This window comes from Bradyrhizobium sp. WSM2254, from assembly GCF_000472645.1.
Lineage (GTDB): Bacteria > Pseudomonadota > Alphaproteobacteria > Rhizobiales > Xanthobacteraceae > Bradyrhizobium > Bradyrhizobium niftali.
The window spans coordinates 388,799-403,825 of sequence record NZ_AXAB01000003.1; the positions used below are offsets into that span (position 1 = coordinate 388,799).

The 15,027-nt window shown below is 65.5% G+C and carries 15 protein-coding genes; 3 read left to right on the top strand and 12 right to left on the bottom strand.

Annotated features, from left to right (window positions below):
- Position 1: 1 nt before the first annotated feature.
- The 7 genes from A3M7_RS0106850 to A3M7_RS0106880 form a co-directional block, all read right to left on the bottom strand.
- On the bottom strand, positions 2 to 1,180 hold the full coding sequence (locus tag A3M7_RS0106850; protein WP_027543257.1) for an aminotransferase: 1,179 nt from the start codon (positions 1,178 to 1,180) through the stop codon (positions 2 to 4).
- An 8-nt stretch (positions 1,181 to 1,188) separates the two neighbouring features.
- Complete coding sequence (locus A3M7_RS0106855; RefSeq protein ID WP_008139644.1) at positions 1,189 to 1,515, bottom strand: rhodanese-like domain-containing protein; 327 nt, start codon at positions 1,513 to 1,515, stop codon at positions 1,189 to 1,191.
- A gap of 158 nt (positions 1,516 to 1,673) precedes the next feature.
- The gene (locus A3M7_RS0106860; protein WP_027543258.1) at positions 1,674 to 3,605 is read right to left on the bottom strand and encodes a potassium transporter Kup; all 1,932 of its coding nucleotides are present in this window, start codon (positions 3,603 to 3,605) and stop codon (positions 1,674 to 1,676) included.
- A 140-nt stretch (positions 3,606 to 3,745) separates the two neighbouring features.
- Complete coding sequence (locus A3M7_RS0106865) at positions 3,746 to 5,644, bottom strand: potassium transporter Kup (RefSeq protein ID WP_027543259.1); 1,899 nt, start codon at positions 5,642 to 5,644, stop codon at positions 3,746 to 3,748.
- Positions 5,645 to 5,848: 204 nt separating this feature from the next.
- Positions 5,849 to 6,679 carry a flagellar motor protein MotB gene (locus A3M7_RS0106870; RefSeq protein WP_011086582.1) on the bottom strand — a complete coding sequence of 277 codons (831 nt, stop codon included), beginning with the start codon at positions 6,677 to 6,679 and terminating at the stop codon, positions 5,849 to 5,851.
- A gap of 24 nt (positions 6,680 to 6,703) precedes the next feature.
- Positions 6,704 to 7,477: a motility protein A gene (locus tag A3M7_RS0106875; RefSeq protein WP_027543260.1), complete on the bottom strand. Its 774-nt coding sequence runs from the start codon at positions 7,475 to 7,477 to the stop codon at positions 6,704 to 6,706.
- 205 nt (positions 7,478 to 7,682) lie between these two features.
- Positions 7,683 to 8,507: an SDR family NAD(P)-dependent oxidoreductase gene (locus tag A3M7_RS0106880; protein WP_027543261.1), complete on the bottom strand. Its 825-nt coding sequence runs from the start codon at positions 8,505 to 8,507 to the stop codon at positions 7,683 to 7,685.
- 101 nt (positions 8,508 to 8,608) lie between these two features.
- Between A3M7_RS0106880 and A3M7_RS0106885 the strand changes: the two genes are divergently transcribed.
- Positions 8,609 to 8,902 carry a hypothetical protein gene (locus tag A3M7_RS0106885; protein WP_027543262.1) on the top strand — a complete coding sequence of 98 codons (294 nt, stop codon included), beginning with the start codon at positions 8,609 to 8,611 and terminating at the stop codon, positions 8,900 to 8,902.
- Between the two features lie 9 nt (positions 8,903 to 8,911).
- Here the strand turns inward: A3M7_RS0106885 and A3M7_RS0106890 are convergent, their stop codons facing one another.
- The 4 genes from A3M7_RS0106890 to A3M7_RS0106905 all read right to left on the bottom strand — a co-directional run bounded on the left by A3M7_RS0106890 (position 8,912) and on the right by A3M7_RS0106905 (position 13,559).
- Positions 8,912 to 9,631 (bottom strand): RraA family protein, encoded by a 720-nt coding sequence (locus tag A3M7_RS0106890; RefSeq protein WP_027543263.1) that lies wholly within the window; start codon positions 9,629 to 9,631, stop codon positions 8,912 to 8,914.
- 221 nt (positions 9,632 to 9,852) lie between these two features.
- Positions 9,853 to 10,734: a phosphatidylcholine/phosphatidylserine synthase gene (locus A3M7_RS0106895; protein ID WP_027543264.1), complete on the bottom strand. Its 882-nt coding sequence runs from the start codon at positions 10,732 to 10,734 to the stop codon at positions 9,853 to 9,855.
- Between the two features lie 87 nt (positions 10,735 to 10,821).
- Positions 10,822 to 11,526 (bottom strand): phosphatidylserine decarboxylase, encoded by a 705-nt coding sequence (locus tag A3M7_RS0106900; protein WP_256374855.1) that lies wholly within the window; start codon positions 11,524 to 11,526, stop codon positions 10,822 to 10,824.
- Positions 11,527 to 11,603: 77 nt separating this feature from the next.
- On the bottom strand, positions 11,604 to 13,559 hold the full coding sequence (locus A3M7_RS0106905) for an ABC transporter ATP-binding protein/permease (protein ID WP_027543266.1): 1,956 nt from the start codon (positions 13,557 to 13,559) through the stop codon (positions 11,604 to 11,606).
- Positions 13,560 to 13,759: 200 nt separating this feature from the next.
- On the opposite strand from A3M7_RS0106905, the gene A3M7_RS0106910 reads away from it, so the two are divergent.
- Positions 13,760 to 14,365 carry a TIGR00730 family Rossman fold protein gene (locus A3M7_RS0106910; RefSeq protein ID WP_027543267.1) on the top strand — a complete coding sequence of 202 codons (606 nt, stop codon included), beginning with the start codon at positions 13,760 to 13,762 and terminating at the stop codon, positions 14,363 to 14,365.
- A gap of 4 nt (positions 14,366 to 14,369) precedes the next feature.
- Here A3M7_RS0106910 and A3M7_RS0106915 read toward each other — a convergent pair whose 3' ends face one another.
- Complete coding sequence (locus A3M7_RS0106915) at positions 14,370 to 14,747, bottom strand: VOC family protein (protein ID WP_027543268.1); 378 nt, start codon at positions 14,745 to 14,747, stop codon at positions 14,370 to 14,372.
- A gap of 130 nt (positions 14,748 to 14,877) precedes the next feature.
- Here A3M7_RS0106915 and A3M7_RS46230 point away from each other — a divergent pair.
- A partial coding sequence (locus A3M7_RS46230) for a helix-turn-helix domain-containing protein (protein WP_156936829.1) occupies positions 14,878 to 15,027 on the top strand: 150 nt, incomplete at its 3' end.

A 15,027-nucleotide genomic window follows, 5' to 3' on the forward strand; every position in this document is an offset into this window, starting at 1 on the left:
TCTACCTCTTGCGTCCACGCACCGCGTCCGACAGCCGCTCCAGCGCGGTGTCGAGCGTCTGGTCCTTCTTGGCAAAGCAGAAGCGCACCACCGAGGTCACCGGGTCCTGCTCGTAGAACGCCGAGACCGGGATCGCCGCGACCTTGTAATCCCTAACGATCCGCCAGCAGAACTCGGTATCGCTCTCGTTGAGCCCGAGCGGCGACAGGTCGACGGTGAGGAAGTAGGTCCCTTGCGACTTCAGCACAGGGAAGCCGAGGCTTTCGAGGCCCTTGGTCAGGCGGTCCCTGCTCCGCGTCAGGTCTTTCCGCATCGACAGGAAATAGTCGTCGGACTTGCCGAGGCCGTAGGCGACGGCGGCCTGCAGGTTCGGCGCGGTGGTGAAAGTCAGGAACTGGTGCACCTTGGCCGCCACCCGCAGCAGCGGCGGCGCGGCGCAGACGAAGCCGATCTTCCACCCCGTCAGCGAGAAGATCTTGCCGGCCGAGCCGACCTTGATGGTGCGCTCGCGCATGCCGGGGATGGTGATCAGCGGGATGTGCTTGTGCTCGTCGAAGGTGACGTGCTCCCAGACCTCGTCGCAGATCGCGATGACGTCGAACTCCTGGCAGTAGCGCGCGAGCAGCTCGAGGTCCTCGCGCGGATAGACCACTGCGGAAGGATTTAAGGGATTGTTGAACAGCACCGCCTTGGTCTTTGAATTGAAGACGCTTTTCAGCATGTCCTCGTTCAGCCGCCAGTGCGGCGGTTCGAGCCGTACCAGGCGCGGAATGCCGCCGGCCTGGCGGATGATCGGCAGGTAGGAATCATAGACCGGCTGGAAGCACACCACCTCGTCGCCGGGCTGGACCACCGCGAGGATGGCCGAGGTCAGCGCCTCGGTGCCGCCGGAGGTGACCATCACCTCGCTCATCGGATCGAGCTTGAGGCCGTGCCAGTGGCCGTAATGGGTCGCGATCGCCTGGCGCAGCTCCGGCAGGCCCATCATCGACGGGTACTGGTTGTAGCCGTTCAGCGAGGCGTCGGCCGCGGCGCGGCGGATGTCCTCGGGGCCGGGATCGTCAGGAAAGCCCTGGCCGAGATTGATGGCGCCGTTGTCGCGGGCGGCCTGCGACATCGCCTCGAAGATGGTGACGGGAAGGTCGGCGAAGACCTTGTTGAGGGACGAGCTCTTGGACATCGGCCGGATCAGCCACCGACCTTGCTGGGAAGACCCGCCGCCTTCCAGCCGAGCATGCCGCCGGCGAGATGCTTGTCGTAAGGCAGGCCCGCCGCCTGCGCCGCGAGCGAGGCCGTCACCGAGCGCTTGCCCGAGCGGCAGGCGAACACGACCTCCTTGCCTTGGGGATCGGGGATCGCCTTGGGGTCGAAGGTCGAGAGCGGAACCACGACGCCGTAGGGATAGGCCTCGGCCTCGACCTCGTTCGGCTCGCGGACGTCGACGAGCAGATAGCGGCCCTCCGCGACACCCTTGGAGACCTCGTCCGGGGTCAGATCCTGTACTTGATTTGCCACATCATCCTCCAACGTCGCGAGCCGCAGCCGGGGCGATCCCGGCGGGCGGCAACCTCGCCTCTCGGGCGGCGAAAATCAAGCGCTACAATGGCTTGAGCCGCGCGGCGCAAGTTAAAGCTAAATCGCAGCGACTTGAAGCGCGGCGTTCAAATGGAGGATTAGATCGTCACCTGCGTTCCGACCTCAACCACGCGGCCGCTAGGGATCTGGAAATAGTCGGTGGCGTCGTTGGCGGAGCGGCTGAGCGAGATGAACAGCCGGTCCTGCCAGCGTGGCATGCCGGAATGGACGGCAGGCTTGAGCGCCCTGCGGGACAGGAAGAACGAGGTCGACATGATGTCGAACTGCCAGCCGAGCTTGCGGGCGATCGCCAGCGCCTTCGGCACGTTGGGCGATTCCATGAAGCCGAACTTCAGCGTCACCTTGGAGAAGGTCGGTGAGATCTGCTCCAGCCTGACGCGCTCGGCGGGGTCGATCCGCGGGGTCTGCGCAGTCTCGATGGTGAGAATGACGTTCTTCTCGTGCAGCACTTTGTAGTGTTTCAGACTATGCATCAGCGCGGTCGGGGCGCTGAGCGGGTCCGAGGTCAGGAACACGGCGGTTCCGGGCACGCGCTGCGGCGGCCGCTTCTCCAGCATCGCAACGAGGTCGGCGAGCGGGAACTCGAGCTTGCGCGACTTCTCGAACAGCAGCCGGCTGCCGCGCCGCCACGTGTACATCAGGATGATCATGAGCGCGCCGAGCGCGAGCGGAACCCAGCCGCCTTCGAACACCTTGAGCAGGTTGGCGGCCAGGAAGGTCAGGTCGAGGAACAGGAAGGGCGCGATCAGCGCGGCCGCCGCGAGCGGCGACCACCGCCAGACCTTCCAGATCACGACAAAGCCCATCATCGCGGTGACCACCATGGTGCCGGTGACGGAGATGCCGTAGGCGGACGCCAGCGCGCTGGAGGAGCGGAACAGCAGCACCAGGAGCACCACCGCGACCAGCAGGAGCTGGTTGATGCGCGGGATGAAGATCTGGCCGGAATGGGCTTCAGACGTATGGCGAATTTCAAAACGCGGCAGCAGCCCGAGCTGGATCGCCTGGCGCGTCAGCGAATAGGCGCCGGTGATGACGGCCTGGCTTGCGATGACGGTGGCGGCGGTGGCGAGCACGACCATGGCGCCGCGGATCCAGCCTTGCGGAAACAATTGGAAGAACGGGCTCTCGATCGCTCCGGGATCGCCGAGCACGAGCGCCCCCTGCCCCAGATAATTCAGCGCCAACGACGGCAGCACGATGAACAGCCAGGCGGTCTGGATCGGCCGCTTGCCGAAATGGCCGAGATCGGCATAGAGCGCCTCCGCACCCGTGACTGCCAGGAACACCGCGCCCAGCGTCACGAAGCCGATGATGCCGTGGTGAAGCATGAAGGACACGGCGTAGAGCGGATTCAGCGCGAACAGCACCTGCGGCTGCTGGATGATCGGATGGATCGCCGCCACCGAAATGACCGCGAACCAGACGCACATGATCGGGCCGAAAAAGGCCGCGACGCGAGCGGTGCCGCGCGACTGCACGGCGAACAGGCCGACCAGGATGATCACGGTCAGCGGCACGATGTAAGGCTCGAAATGCAGCGTGACGTCCTTCATGCCTTCGATCGCCGACAGCACCGAAAGCGCGGGGGTGATGACGGCGTCGCCGTAGAACAGGGCGCCGGATATGATGCCGAGCAGGACGATGGTTGCCCCGCCGGTGCCGACCGCGCGCTGGGCCAGCGCCATCAGCGCCAGCGTGCCGCCCTCGCCGTTGTTGTCGGCGCGGAGCAGGATCACGACGTATTTGAGCGTCACCACGACGATGAGCGCCCAGAGGATCAGGGAGAGCACGCCGAGCACGGCCGCCGGCGTGGCGAGCCCCTCGGTGCCCGAGGAGGCCGCCGTCACCGCCTCACGGAACGCGTAGAGTGGGCTGGTGCCGATGTCGCCATAGACCACGCCGATGCTGCCGAGCGTCAGCGCACCGAAACCGGCCGTGGTGTGGGCCTCGCCATGGCCATTGGCCGCCGCCGTTTCCGGGGCGGGAACTGCTACGTCGCTTGTCATGGGAGAGCCCGGTGGCCTCTAAAAATGCTTCACTGCACAACGGCGGAAGAGCGCGGGCTTATAGTCCTGCGCTGCCGGCATAGCCTAGCCCGTTTATGGGCCCTCGCCATGCAAATTTCGCATAGGTCCGGCGATTGCGTTCAAATGGTGACTTGCGTGCCGACTTCAACCACCCGCCCCGTGGGAATCTGAAAATAGTCGGTGGCGTCGTTGGCGGACCGGCTCAGCGCGATGAACAGATGGTCCTGCCAGAGCGGCATGCCCGACTGCGCCGAGGCCTTCAGCGATCGTCGCGACACGAAGAACGATGTCGACATGATGTCGAACTGCCAGCCCTGCTTGCGCGCGATCGCGAGCGCCTTGGGCACGTTCGGCTGCTCCATGAAGCCGAAGCGCAGGCGGACCTTGGAGAACTTGTCGCTGATCTTCTCCATGCGGAAGCGCTCGGACAGATCGACCCGCGGCGTATGCGCGGTCTCGATGGTCAGGACCACGTTGTGCTCGTGCAGCACCTTGTTGTGCTTGAGGTTGTGCAGCAGCGCGGTCGGCACGAAGGAAGGATCGCTGGTCAGGAACACCGCGGTGCCCTTGACGATATGCGGCGGCCGCTTCTCCAGGCTCCGGATCAGATCGTCCAGCGGCACCTCGATCCGGCGCGTCTTCTGGAGCAGAATGCCGGTCCCCTTGCGCCAGGTCCAGATCGTCCCTGCCATGGCCGCGCCGAACAGCAGCGGCACCCAGGCGCCTTCGAGCAGCTTGAGCAGATTGGCGCTGAAGAAGCTCATGTCCACGACGACGAAGGGCAGGATCACTACCGCAGCCGTCGCCGCGCGCCAGTTCCACAATTTCCAGATCACGACGAAGCCCATGATGCCGTCGGCGACCATGGTGGTGGAGACCGCGATGCCATAGGCCGAAGCCAGATTGCTGGGGGTGTGGAACAACAGCACCAGCAGCATCACGCCGATCAGCAGCAGCCGGTTCACGCGCGGCAGATAGATCTGACCGGCATGGCTTTCGGAGGTGTAGCGCACCTCGAAGCGCGGCAGCAGGCCGAGCTGCACCGCCTGATAGACCAGCGAATACGCGCCGGTGATCACGGCCTGGCTCGCGATCACGGTCGCGGCGGTCGCAAGACCGACCAGCGGCAGCACCAGATGCTCGGGCACCATGCGGTAGAAGGAATGCTCGATCGCGCTCGGATCGGACAGCACCAGCGCGCCCTGGCCGAAATAGTTGATCAAGAGCGAGGGCAGCACGAAGAACATCCAGGCCGCCTGGATCGGCTTGCGGCCGAAATGGCCGAGATCGGCGTAGAGCGCCTCGCCGCCGGTCACCGCCAGGAACACGGCGCCCAGCGTCACCAGGCCGATCGTGCCGTGCGACAGCAGGAATTGCAGCGCGTAATAGGGATTGATCGCGGCGAGCACCGACGGATCGTCGGCGATGTGGACGGCGCCCATCACCGCAATAACGGTGAACCAGATCACCATCACCGGCCCGAAGGCCGAGGCCACCAGCGCAGTGCCCTTGCTTTGCACCGCGAACAGCATCACCAGGATGATGACGGTGAGCGGCACCACATAGTGCTCGAACGCGGGGGTCACGAGCTTCAGGCCCTCGACCGCCGACAGCACCGAGATCGCCGGCGTAATCATGGAATCGCCGATGAACATGGAGGCGCCGACCACGCCGAGCGCGAGCAGGAACCAGCTGCGCCGCCCCAGCGCGCGCTGGCCGAGCGCCATCAGCGAGAGCGTGCCGCCCTCCCCGTTGTTGTCGGCGCGCAAGAGCAGCAGGACGTATTTGGCGGTGACAACGATCAGCAGCGCCCACAGGATCAGCGAGAGCACGCCGAGCACCATGGCTCGCGTGACCGGCTCACCATGGGCCGCGCCCCGCACCGCCTCGTGGAATGCGTAGAGCGGCGAGGTGCCGATGTCGCCGAAAACGACACCGATGCTCCCGAGCGTAAGCGCCCAAAAGCCTGAGGTGACCGGCCCGTCCTGGGTCTCGGCCTGTGTGATGCTCGCCGTCATGAAGGTGGAAAACGCTTCGTCCCTGAATTTGATCCGGCGCCTTTTGACGCTTCCGGCGCGCCTGTCAATCGGCACCCCACCTTAGCAGGCGCTGAGCCGAATGCTGTGACGGCGCGGCCACGCTCGTCGCCAGCGCGACGACATGCCTCAGGTAAGATGGTAGCGCAAGTGCGCCCGCGCGGCCCTTCGGGTCCGGATCATGCCCTACGGCTTCAAATTCGGCGGCAGCGGCGGGTCTTCGCGCATCAGGGTGATGGTCACGCGCCGGTTGGCGGCCAGCGAGGGATCGTCCGGAAACAGCGGCTGGGTGTCTGCCTTGCCGGAGACGGCGAAGATGTGCGAGGCCGGCAGGCCCTCGCGCTCGAGGATCTGCCGCACGGCATTGGCGCGGTCGGCCGACAGATCGAAGGCACCGTAGTCGCTGCGGGTCGGCACGAAACCGGCGGCGGTGTGGCCGGCGATGGAGACGCGAAGCGGCGTGGCCTTGAGCGGAATCGCCAGCTTCTCGACCAGGCGGCGGGTGCGGTCATAGGGCACCTTGGAGCCGTCGGCGAACATCGAGCGGCCGTCCTGGTCGACGATTTCGAGATTGAGACCCTGCTTGGTCTCCTCGAACATGATGTGCTTGGACATCTCGGTCAGTTCCGGCATGTCCTGCAGGGCCTGCCGCAGCGAGGCCGCGGCGAGCGCGAAATTGCGATCGACCTTGATCTTCGCCCCCGACGTGCGGTCGCGGTCTTCCTGGTCCGGGGTCGGCGTGTTGGAGGCATCCTCGGGCTGGATATGGTCGACGTTCTTCAGCCGCGGGCGCGTCGGCAGGCCGTCGGATTCGACGATGCCGGCGTAGCGCGCCTCGCTCTGCACGCCGAAGGCGTCGCGCATCGAGCCGGCGACGATCTTCAGCTTGTTGGCGTCCTGCGTCGAGAATGCGACGAGCATCACGAAGAAGCTCATCATCAGGCCCATCAAATCGGCGAAGGTCACGAACCAGCCGTGACCGCCCCCGTGAGCATCGCCGCGCTTCTTCTTGGCCATGTCTGTCTGTCCCGGCGGGCGGCGTTACGCCGGCACCGGCTCGCCATCGGCGTGGCGGTGCTTCTCCGGTAGATAGGCCAGCAGCATTTCGCGCACCAGCGTCGGGCTCTTGGAGTCGCGGATCATCAGGATGCCGTCGATGATCAGGGTGCGGTTGGTCTCCTCATCCAGCAGCTTGCCGTGCAGCTTGTCGGCGATCGGCAGGCAGAACAGGTTCGCGACGAGCGCGCCGTAGAGCGTTGCGAGCAGCGCGGTCGCCATGAACGGGCCGAGCTTGGAAGGGTCGGTCATGTTCGCGAACATCTGCACCATGCCGATCAGGGTGCCGATCATGCCGAAGGCCGGGGCGCAGTCGCCGATGGCGCGATAGATCTTGCTGCCCTCGTCGAGGTGCATCAGGAAGTTGTCGCGATCGCGCTCGAGATTGTCGCGGATGAAATCGAGGTCGTAACCGTCGGCGACATAGCGGATGCCCTTGGCGAGAAACGGCTCGTCGGTCTCGACCTTTTCGAGACCCACCGGGCCCTGCTTGCGGGCGATCTCGGCGATGCGGGCGAGCTCGTCGACGAGGTCGTGCGCCGACAGCCGGCTCATGGTGAAGGCGAACTTGGCGCCGAGCGGAAGGCCGTGCAGGAGCGCGCTGAGCGGAAAGCGGATCATGGTGGCGGAGATCGAGCCGCCGAAGATGATGATCATCGCATGTTCGGAGATGAACATGTGGAGGTCGCCGCCCATGAAGATCATCGCTGCGATGACGATGATGCCCGCCGTGAGCCCAACGCCCGTCATGATATCCATGAGAGACTCCAAACGCGTACGCAACAACGGCCGTCCTGGCCGCTGGCGCGGCCCAACCCCGAACCGCATCGGAAACCCTAGAGCGCCGCCCTTAAAGCCGCGTAAAGGTTAAGTCGGGACAGCGTGGCGAAGGCGCGCCACGTGCGCCGGACTTGCCGGCCGCCGGCAGGAATCTCAACACTTCGCTAACCATGTTTGCGTGGGGCTAGGACGAGATGCCCACCAGCTCCAGGCTGAGCGCGCGCAGACGCTTGCGCGCGTCGGCGTCGTAGGCTTGCGGATTGGCGCGCGCCTCGTTCATGCCGTTGAAGAACAATCCGCTCTTGCCTGCGACGTCGTCGCCCTCGACGAGGCGCAGGATCGCCGCACCGCCCTGCTCCACCGTCGAGATCGGCGTAATGCCGCCGGCCCGCACCATGGTGGTGTTCATATAGGTCGCCGGATGCAGCGAGTTCACGGTGACACCCGCGCCCTTCACTTCCTCGGCGAAATCGATCGTGAACATGATCTGCGCGAGCTTGCTCTGCGCATAGGCGCGCGAGCCGCTATAGCCCTTGGTGATCATGACGTCGTCGAAGTCGATCGGATGCTGGCCGAGCGAGGCGACGTTGACGATGCGCGACGGCGCCGCGGCCTTCAGCAGCGGCAGCAGGAGATGGGCGAGGAGGAAGCCGGAGAGATAATTGACGGCAAAGCGCAGCTCATGACCATCGGCGCTGACCTGACGCTGCGGCCCGTCATTCTGCGAGCCGATGCCGGCGTTGCTGACGAAGCCGTCGAGACGCTGGTGATCACGTTTCACGGCTTCCGCGAGTGCGCGCGTGCCCGACATCGACGACAGGTCCGCCTGGTAGAAGATCGGCGCGGCATGACCGGCTTTCACGATCTCGTCGATCAGCGTCTTTGCGCGCGCCGCATCGCGGCCGTGGATCAGGACCTTCGCGCCCTCGGCCGCCAGCCGGCGCGCGACGTAGCGGCCGACGCCGTCGGTCGAGCCCGTGATCAGGACCGTCTTGTCATTCATCTTCATCGCAGGCCCTCCGACTGCGGCCCTAGGCCACATCCGTGACCAGGAATCATACAGTATTCTATGGCCGGTGCGGCATGCTCCATCGCAGGAGCCGATTTGCAATGTTGACGCTGTTCAGTCTTCTCACCGCGCTTCCTGCGGTTCTGGCGCTTCATCTGCTCGAGCCGGAACTGGTCCTACCGGCGTTCAGCGCCCTGCTCTTTGTCGAAGCCGCTTTCACGGTGATCGCAGCACGCCTGCTTCACGTCACCGGCCATGCCGAAGGCATCACGCTGTGGGATCTTGCCGGCGGCTTTACCCTGATCGGATGTGCCGCCGCAATGTTCGGCGAGCCGGATCAGGCTGCCCTGTTCCTGATGGAACAGGACGGCCCACGGCCGGCATCGCAGCCGTAAGCTGCAGGCTCAGTGAATCTCCGCCGAGCGCTTCAGCGCGGCCTTCAGCTTCTCCAGCGAGAAGTCGGGGCTGCGGGCGATCTCCAGGATCGGGGTCTCGCGGCGGCCGCAGAGCTCGGCGGCTTCCGGCAGCCTTGCGGCGACGTCGAGCGGGATCACGATGGCGCCGTGCTGATCGGCATGGATGAGATCATCGGACTTCACGGTCATGCCGGCGACGCGGACTTCGCCGCCGAAGCTCTCGGCATGTACCCAGGCATGCGACGGGCCGATCGAGCCGGCCAGCGCCTGGAAGCCAGGGGCCCATTGCGGGATGTCGCGGATCGAGCCATCGGTGATGACGCCGAGGCAGCCGAGCGCCTTATGCACGTTGCTCTGCACCTCGCCCCAGAACGCGCCGTAGCCGACGTCGGGGCCGTCGATGTCCTGGATCACCGAGATGCGCGGCCCGTGTCCGGTGCCGACATATTCGTAATATTCGATGCGGCGCTTCGACTGCTCTTCGGCAGGCAGCGAGGATTTCAGCACCGAGCGGATCGCAACCGTGCGGGCATAGCCGACGATCGGCGGCAGGTCGGGGAACGGACAGACCAGCTGCTTGGTGGTGTAGCCGATCAGCCGCCGCTCGGGCGCCACGATCTCCATGGCATTGCAGATCGTCGGCGTATCATAGCGGCCCAGCGCTTCAAGGACGGAAGCGGGCAGCGGCCCGGTTGCAGTATTCGTCACGGCGTTCTCTCCCAGATTGGCGGCTGATTGACGCGATGCCGCCGGCACAGGGCGATATAGCCGAGATCGGGCCTCAACCCAACTCAGCGCGCCTTCATGGCAGATATCCGCGAAAAACGCTCAGTGCATGATCCAGAAAAGTGCGCAGCGGTTTTCCGAAAAGATCATGCTCAAACAACGGCCTAAAGCGCGATGAGGTTTCAGCCAAATCTCGTCACGCTCTAGTGCAGCCGTCCGGGCCGGTCGTCGTCGTGTGGCGGCTCGGACAGGTTTGCCAGCGTCGGCGCCGAAGGCGGCGAGGAGACCTCGCCTCCCGCAGGCGTGGCGGCCTCCATCGCGCGCGCCTGGTCGCGATAGGATTTGTAGCCGAGCGGCAAAGCGAGAAGATACAACACCGTGCCGATCGACAGCACGTGCCAGGGATAGGCGATCAGGATAGCGATGAAGACGATCACCGCGACGAAGGCCGGCAGCACCAGCTCGGGCGGCACGCGCATGCGCTTGGTCTTGCCGGAGAACACCGGCAGGCGCGACACCATCAGGAAGGCGATCAGCAGCGTATAGGCCGCCGTCACCGCCGCGGGCGCGCGGCCGAGATCGAGGAACGCGGCGTAGATCGGCAGCAGCACCGTGATCGCGCCCGCGGGCGCCGGCACGCCGGTGAAGAAGTTGGCGGCGAAGGCCGGCTTGTTGGGATCGTCCATGGTGGCGTTGAAGCGCGCGAGACGCAGGCCGCCGGAGATCGCGAACACCATCGCGGCGATCCAGCCGGCATTGCCGAGCTCGTGCAATTGCCAGAAATACAGCATCAGTCCGGGCGCGACGCCGAAATTGACGAAGTCGGCGAGGCTGTCGAGCTCGGCCCCGAACTTGGACTGGCCCTTGATCATGCGCGCGATGCGGCCGTCGATGCCGTCCAGCGCGGCCGCGAACACGATGGCATAGACGGCGAGCGACATCCGTCCCTCGATCGACAGCCGGATCGACGTCAGGCCCGCGCAGATCGCCAGCAGCGTGATGACGTTGGGCACCAGCATCCGCACCGGAATCGGGCGGAACCGCCGGCGGCGAACGTCAGGGTCTTTGAAATCATAGGGCGTCATGGCTCGTCCTCACCTTGAGGCGAGATATAGCAAGCCGCGTCCCCCTCCGCCATTGCGGCGGAAGGCCCTCATGGACCGACTTATTGGTTAATTGGCACGGTAGGCGCGGCTCGGGTCCTCGCCGGCCAGATCGGCCAAAATCGTCTCGCCGGCGATCGCGGTCTGCCCTTCCGACACCAGCGCCTTGGTGCCGACAGGCAGATAGACGTCGAGGCGCGAGCCGAAGCGGATCAGGCCGAACCGCTCGCCGGCGCCGATCGCCTGGCCCTCCCTGACGAAGCAGACGATGCGCTTGGCGATCAGGCCTGCGATCTGGACCACGCCGATCCGCGCCGTGGGCGTCGTGATCACCAGCGAGTTGCGCTCGTTGTCCTCGCTCGCCTTGTCGAGCTCGGCATTGATGAAGAGGCCGGGCCGGTAGGCGATGCGGTCCACCCTGCCCGCGATCGGGCTGCGGTTCACGTGGCAGTTGAATACGCTCATGAACACCGAGATGCGCGGCAGCGGCCGGTCGCCGAGCCCGAGCTCGGCCGGCGGCAGCGCCATGGTGATCATCGAGACGCGGCCGTCGGCCGGCGACACCACCAGCCCCTCGCGCACCGGCGTCACCCGCACGGGGTCGCGGAAGAACAGCGCGCACCACACGGTGAGGATGGTGCCAATCCACCCCAACGGCGACCACAGCCAGAACAGGACCAGGCTTGCCAGCGCAAAGCCGCCGATGAAGGGATAGCCCTCCTTGTGGATCGGCGGGATCTGACGCTGGATCGAATCGAGAATGGACATCGCTATCTGCCGCTCAGGGTTGATGGCGCAGGTCGTCCCGCGCGGTGGAGTTGTTTAGGCCAGAGTTGGGACCGGAGACAAGGTCACTCCGCAGCCGCAGGCGTCGTCAGGACGTCCTCGACCGGCGGCGGCTCCCGGTTGGGCGCCTCGCTGGTATCGGCCATCTTGGCCAGCTTCTCGCGCGCGGCCTCCGCCTCGCGCTGCCTGTTCCACATGCTGGCATAGAGGCCGCCCTGCGCAAGCAGCTTTGCGTGGGTGCCACGCTCGGCAATCCGGCCCTGCTCCAGCACGATGATCTCGTCGGCGCCGACGATGGTCGAAAGCCGGTGCGCGATCACCAGCGAGGTGCGGTTCTTCGCCACGCGGTCGAGAGCGCCCTGGATCTCGTGCTCGGTGTGGGTGTCCAGCGCGGAGGTCGCCTCGTCCAGCACCAGGATCGGCGGCGCCTTCAAGACGGTGCGCGCGATCGCGACGCGCTGCTTCTCGCCGCCCGACAGTTTCAGGCCGCGCTCGCCGACCTGGGCCTCATAGCCCTTTGGCGCCATGCGGATGAAAGTGTCGATCTGCGCCAGCTGCGCCGCCTGCTCGACCTCGGCATCGCTGGCGTCCCAGCGGCCGTAGCGGATGTTGTAGCGGATGGTGTCGTTGAACAGCACGGTGTCCTGCGGCACCATGCCGATGGAAGCGCGCAAGCTCGCCTGCGTGACCTCGCGGATATCCTGGCCGTCGATCAGGATCCTGCCGCCGGAGATGTCGTAGAGGCGGAACAGGAGCCGCGAGATGGTCGACTTGCCGGCGCCCGACGGACCGACGATCGCGACCGTCTTGCCGGCCGGCACCTCGAAGCTGATGCCCTTCAGGATCGGACGCGCCGGCTCATAGGCGAAGCGCACGTCCTCGAAACGCAGATTGCCTGCGGAGACGACCAGCGGCAGCGCGTCGGGCGCGTCCTTGATCTCGGCCTCGCGTCCCAGCACGCCAAACATCTTCTCGATGTCGATGATCGCCTGCTTGATCTCGCGATAGACCATGCCCATGAAGTTCAGGGGCTGGTAGAGCTGGATCATCATGGCGTTGACCAGCACGAAATCGCCGACCGTGTTGGTGCCGTCGCGCACGCCGATCGCGCACATCAGCATGGTCGCGGTCAGACCCAGCGTGAAGATCACGGCCTGGCCGGTGTTGAGCACCGCGAGCGACGTATAGGCCTGGACGCTCGACTCCTCGTAGCGCGCGACCGAGCGGTCGTAGCGCTGCGCCTCGCGCGCCTCGGCGCCGAAATATTTCACGGTCTCGTAGTTGAGCAGCGAGTCGATCGCCTTGGTGTTCGCCTCGGTGTCGGAATCGTTCATCTTGCGGCGGATGCCGATCCGCCACTCGGTCGCGATGTAGGTGTAGTACATGTAGACCGCGACCGTGATCAGCGTCGCCACCACGTAGCGCCAGTCGAACTGCCAGAGCAGCACGGCCAGGAGCAGCGAAACCTCGACGATGGTCGGGATTAGCTGGAGAATCACCATGCGCACGATGACCTCGATGCCCTCGCGGCCGCGCTCGAGCACGCGCGTCAGGCCGCCGGTCTTGCGCTCGAGGTGGAAGCGCAGCGACAGCTCGTGCATGTGAATGAAGGTGATGGTGGCGAGCTTGCGCACCGCATGCATGGCGACGCGCGCGAAGAGGCCGTCGCGCCATTGCGTCAGCACCGCCATCAGGATGCGCGTCGCGCCGTAACTGGCGGTCAGCAGCAATGGCGAGGCGATCACCCAGAGGTGCCAGTTGTCGGGCAGCACCGGCGCGGTGTTGGCGCCGGTCAGCGCATCGGTCGCCCATTTGAAGCTGAATGGCACCGTCAGCGTGATCAGCTTGGCGGCGAGCAGCAGCACCATCGACCAGACCACGCGCATCTTCAGGTCGAAGCGGTCGCCCGGCCAGATATAGGGCCACAGGTGCGCCAGCGTGCCCATCAGGGTGGCCCGCTCGAGCGGCCCGCCGGCGGGATCTGGCACGTCGGCGCCGGGCGGCGAATGAGGTTGGTCCATCAAGAAGCCTGAAAGCCCGCCGGATGCGGGCGCGCTGCGATTAACGATTTTCGTTCGTCATATAGAAGCTTCCGGGGGCGAGCGCACCCCGCCAGATGGCGAATCTTTGATTGTTTGTCGCCATTTACCGGTAGATTTCCGGGAGGTCCGAATCACCGATTGGACTTGACGCCTCTTCGCTGCAATGCATCATGGCACCAATGAGCACGATCAAAACCGTTTGCGTCTATTGCGGCTCCGGCCCCGGAACCAATCCCCGCTTCACCGAAGGCGCCAAGGCGTTCGGCAAGGCGCTCGCCGAGAACAACATCCGCCTGGTCTATGGCGGCGGCTCGCTCGGCCTGATGGGCTCGGTCGCAACCTCCGTCCTCGATAACGGCGGCACCGTCACCGGCATCATCCCCGAATTCCTGCGGATGCGCGAGAATGCGCTGACGCGCGTGCAGGAGATGATCGTCACCCCCGACATGCATGAGCGCAAGCGGCTGATGTTCGAACGCTCGGACGCCTTCGTGGCGCTGCCGGGCGGTGTCGGCACGCTGGAGGAGCTGGTCGAGCAGTTGACCTGGAAACAGCTCGGCCGTCACGCCAAGCCCGTGCTGCTCGCCAATTTCGACAATTTCTGGGAGCCGCTGTTCTCGCTGCTGTCGCACATGCGCCAGACCGAGTTCATCCGTGCCGGCCTCTCGGTGGACATCCTCAAGGCCGATCGGGTCGAGGAGATCCTGCCGAAGCTGAAGACCGCCGTGGCAAAGCTCGCCGAGGCGGAAAAAGAGCTCGCTCCGGAAGTCGCGCGCAAGCTCTGACGCCCTACTCCGCGGGAAACGTCACCGCCTCGATCCGGTTGCCGTCGGGATCGACGACGAAGGCCGCGTAATAGCGCACGCGATCGTGCGGGCGGATGCCCGGCGCGCCGTCGGATGCGCCGCCGGCGGACAGCGCTGCGACGTGAAACGCATCGACCTCGGCCGTCGTCTTCGCCCGCAGGCAGATGTGCACGCCGCTCTCCGGGGCTACGCGCGGCATGCCCTCGCGCAAGTTGATCCAGAATTCAGGATAGGCCTTGCCAAAACCGACCGTGCGCGGCCGCGTGACGAGACGCGTGAGGCCGAGGGCGGCGAGCGTCGCCTCGTAGAATGTTGCGGAGCGATCGAGATCGCTGACGCCGACGGAGATGTGGTCGATCATGTGCTGCCCTCCTCACCCCAACTGTCATCGCCCGGCTTGATGTTCAGCCCGGGGACATGACCGACGGGTGTTCGGGGACATAGCCGACACATCATAGTGCACGGATTTGGCAGCGTGGGAGGCCAAGTCCATGCCCTGGCGAGAGGTGTCGGTGATGGATCAGCGGCGGGAGTTCGTTCGGCTTGCGATGCAGGAGGGAGCGAACCGACGGGAGCTCTGTCGACGGTTCAATATCCATCCCGACACAGGCTACAAATGGCTTGCACGATGGCAGGCCGAC

Bases quoted from the DNA above. Each gene is read 5' to 3' on its own strand.
- A3M7_RS0106850 (WP_027543257.1), bottom strand. From the start codon at position 1,180: ATGTCCAAGAGCTCGTCCCTCAACAAGGTCTTCGCCGACCTTCCCGTC.
- A3M7_RS0106860 (WP_027543258.1), bottom strand. From the start codon at position 3,605: ATGACAAGCGACGTAGCAGTTCCCGCCCCGGAAACGGCGGCGGCCAAT.
- A3M7_RS0106865 (WP_027543259.1), bottom strand. From the start codon at position 5,644: ATGACGGCGAGCATCACACAGGCCGAGACCCAGGACGGGCCGGTCACC.
- A3M7_RS0106870 (WP_011086582.1), bottom strand. From the start codon at position 6,679: ATGGCCAAGAAGAAGCGCGGCGATGCTCACGGGGGCGGTCACGGCTGG.
- A3M7_RS0106875 (WP_027543260.1), bottom strand. From the start codon at position 7,477: ATGGATATCATGACGGGCGTTGGGCTCACGGCGGGCATCATCGTCATC.
- A3M7_RS0106880 (WP_027543261.1), bottom strand. From the start codon at position 8,507: ATGAAGATGAATGACAAGACGGTCCTGATCACGGGCTCGACCGACGGC.
- A3M7_RS0106885 (WP_027543262.1), top strand. From the start codon at position 8,609: ATGTTGACGCTGTTCAGTCTTCTCACCGCGCTTCCTGCGGTTCTGGCG.
- A3M7_RS0106895 (WP_027543264.1), bottom strand. From the start codon at position 10,734: ATGACGCCCTATGATTTCAAAGACCCTGACGTTCGCCGCCGGCGGTTC.
- A3M7_RS0106905 (WP_027543266.1), bottom strand. From the start codon at position 13,559: ATGGACCAACCTCATTCGCCGCCCGGCGCCGACGTGCCAGATCCCGCC.
- A3M7_RS0106910 (WP_027543267.1), top strand. From the start codon at position 13,760: ATGAGCACGATCAAAACCGTTTGCGTCTATTGCGGCTCCGGCCCCGGA.
- A3M7_RS0106915 (WP_027543268.1), bottom strand. From the start codon at position 14,747: ATGATCGACCACATCTCCGTCGGCGTCAGCGATCTCGATCGCTCCGCA.